This window comes from Hymenobacter agri (assembly GCF_054778495.1).
Genome location: NZ_BAAGZM010000640.1, coordinates 1 through 2,345, shown reverse-complemented (window position 1 = coordinate 2,345; position 2,345 = coordinate 1). Strand labels below are relative to the sequence as shown.

Annotated in this window: 3 protein-coding genes; all 3 read right to left on the bottom strand. The window is 64.6% G+C overall.

Features of this window, described 5'->3' with window-relative positions; all coding sequences use genetic code 11:
- Positions 1-92 precede the first annotated feature (92 nt).
- Genes ACYVDE_RS20495 through ACYVDE_RS20485 form a run of 3 tightly spaced genes read right to left on the bottom strand, consistent with a single transcriptional unit; the run spans position 93 to position 2,173 of the window.
- The gene (locus tag ACYVDE_RS20495) at positions 93-1,286 is read right to left on the bottom strand and encodes a beta-ketoacyl-[acyl-carrier-protein] synthase family protein (protein WP_460503395.1); all 1,194 of its coding nucleotides are present in this window, start codon (positions 1,284-1,286) and stop codon (positions 93-95) included.
- A gap of 4 nt (positions 1,287-1,290) precedes the next feature.
- Positions 1,291-1,545 carry an acyl carrier protein gene (locus ACYVDE_RS20490; RefSeq protein ID WP_460503394.1) on the bottom strand — a complete coding sequence of 85 codons (255 nt, stop codon included), beginning with the start codon at positions 1,543-1,545 and terminating at the stop codon, positions 1,291-1,293.
- Positions 1,546-1,552: 7 nt separating this feature from the next.
- A complete protein-coding gene (locus tag ACYVDE_RS20485) occupies positions 1,553-2,173 on the bottom strand; it encodes a beta-ketoacyl-[acyl-carrier-protein] synthase family protein (RefSeq protein WP_460503393.1) in 621 nt (206 codons plus the stop codon).
- Between the last annotated feature and the right edge of the window lie 172 nt (positions 2,174-2,345).

The window sequence follows — 2,345 nt, the reverse complement described above, 5'->3', positions numbered from 1 at the left end:
TTGCCGGTGCGTGCGGCCACCGCCGCGGCGGGCGGCACCAGGGCCGGGGCGGGGTCAATCGAGCCGATACCGTGAATAAAAAGCGCCATCCGTTAAGCCCGGGAAAAGAGAAGTGAGGAGCAGTTGCCGCCGAAGCCGAACGAGTTCGACAGCACGTGTTGCACGCGGGCATCGACGTGCAGCCGCTGCACCGGCCGCAGCGCCGGCCCCTCAATCGGCGTGCTGAACGAGAAGTTGGGGAATAGCAGCCCATCGCGCACCGCCAGCGCCGAAAACACGGCCTCGATGGCCCCGCTGGCCGCCAGCGTGTGCCCCGTGAACGACTTGGTGGAGCTGAGCTTGGGCACCGCGTCGCTAAAAATGCGGCGGATGGCCGTGCCCTCGGCTAGGTCGTTGTTTTCGGTGCCGGTGCCGTGCAGGTTCACGTAGCCGATGTCGGACGGTTGCAGGCCAGCGGCGGCCAGGGCCTGCGTCATGGCCAGGTAGGGACCTTCGCCGGCTTCCGACAGGGCCGTTTGGTGGTGGGCATCGTTGCTGTTGCCGAAGCCGCTGAGCTGGCAATACACGGCGGCCCCGCTGGCAGCGGCCAGGTCGGCGCGCATCAGCACCACGTAGGCGGCGCCCTCGCCCAGGTTCAGGCCCGCGCGGCTGGCGTCGAGCGGGCGGGTCTGCTGCGAGTCCACAATCATCAGCGTATTAAAACCATTGAATGTGAAGCGGGTAAGCGGGTCGGCCCCGCCGGCCACCACGATGTCGAGCTGCCCGCTTTCAATCATGCGCGCCCCCAGCATAATGGCGTTGGCCGACGACGAGCAGGCCGTGCTGATGGTCGTCACGAAGTCGTGAATGCCCAGCTGCTCGGCCACGAAATCCGTCGATTTACCGCAGTCGTGGTTAATCACCTGCCGCAGGTCGCCGGCGGTTGATGACTGCACGTAGTCTTCAAAACACGACTCGGTTTTGTCCATGCCGCCCACGCTGGTGGCCGAGATGAAGCCCACGCGCTGCTCAGCGCGCAGGGCCACCGGCACCGTGGCGTAGGCCTCGCGGGCGGCATGGTGGCTGAGCAGAATGGTGCGGCTGAGGCGGGCCGACAGCCCCTGCTGCGCCGCCAGCTCGGCATTGCTCAACGGCACTTCGCCAAACACGAAATCGGCGCGGTGGCGCGTGGGCAGGTGCTGCGCCGGCCCAATGCCCGACGCGTGCGCCCGGAACGAAGCCACGACCTCGTCCTGATTCGTGCCCAGCGCACAAATAATGCCCACGCCCGTTACCGCTACGCCCATCGTTTTACTTGCGGTGCGTGGTGATGTACTCGGCCATCGAATTCACCGTGGCCAGTACCTGGGGGCCGTTGTCGGCCTTGGTGAGGCGGATGCCGAAGTGCTGCTGCAGCAGCACGATGATTTCGAGGGCATCAATCGAGTCGAGTCCCAGGCCTTCGCCGAAGATAGGCTGGTCGTCGCCAATCTGCTCAGGCTTCACGTCTTTCAGGTTGAGGTGCTCGACGAGCAGCTCCTTCAATTGTTGTTTGAGGGCGTCCATTGCGGGCTTAGGAAGAAAAAAGCTGCGCCACGTTTTCCGAAGTAAACGCGGGCAGGGTGGAGTCGGCGCTGGCGCCGACAACGTAAAGAAACGCCTGGTAGCCCCGACTCGAAAAATCGAGCCAGCCCCCGAGGGCAGTGGTGAGCGTGCCGGCTGCCAGCAAACTGCTCAGGTAAGTAACCTGCGGCGCGGCCTCGTAGTTCGGCGCGATAAACAGCATATTTTCGCCCTTGATGCCGTGCCGGATGCAGATTTCGCCCAGCGCGATATTGGGCAGCGTGTACACGAACAGCGCTGGGCTGGGCCGCTGCTGCATCACCTGCGTCTGGTAGCGCAGGTCGGCGTCGAGGCTGGAAGTGGCGTTGGCTACTACAATGCCGCGCTGCTCGGGCACGGTGCCGGTCAGCGGGTTGGTATTGGTCAACAAGTATTCAGCGGCCAGAAAACCCAACTTGGCCAGGTTATCCATCTTGTGAAACTTCGGATAATCCACGCCCAGCTGCCGGTAGGCCGCCTCGGCAAAGTCGCCAAATGGCCCGGCCGGGCCCGTCACCACGTCCGCGCCGTTCACGCGCACCGTGTGGCCGGCAATCGAGCAAGCGCGCAGAATTTGGAGAGTGGCAGGCATGAGAAAGAAGGCAGGACGGAAAGCAAAGGTCGGGCAAAAACGGCGGCGGACTACTCGCGTACAAACACCAGAGCGCCGTTGCAGCCGCCAAAGCCGCTGGCCGTTTTCAGGGCCACGCGCGCCTCGGCGCGGCGGGCGGTGGCCGAAACCAGCAGCGGCTGCGACTGCATGG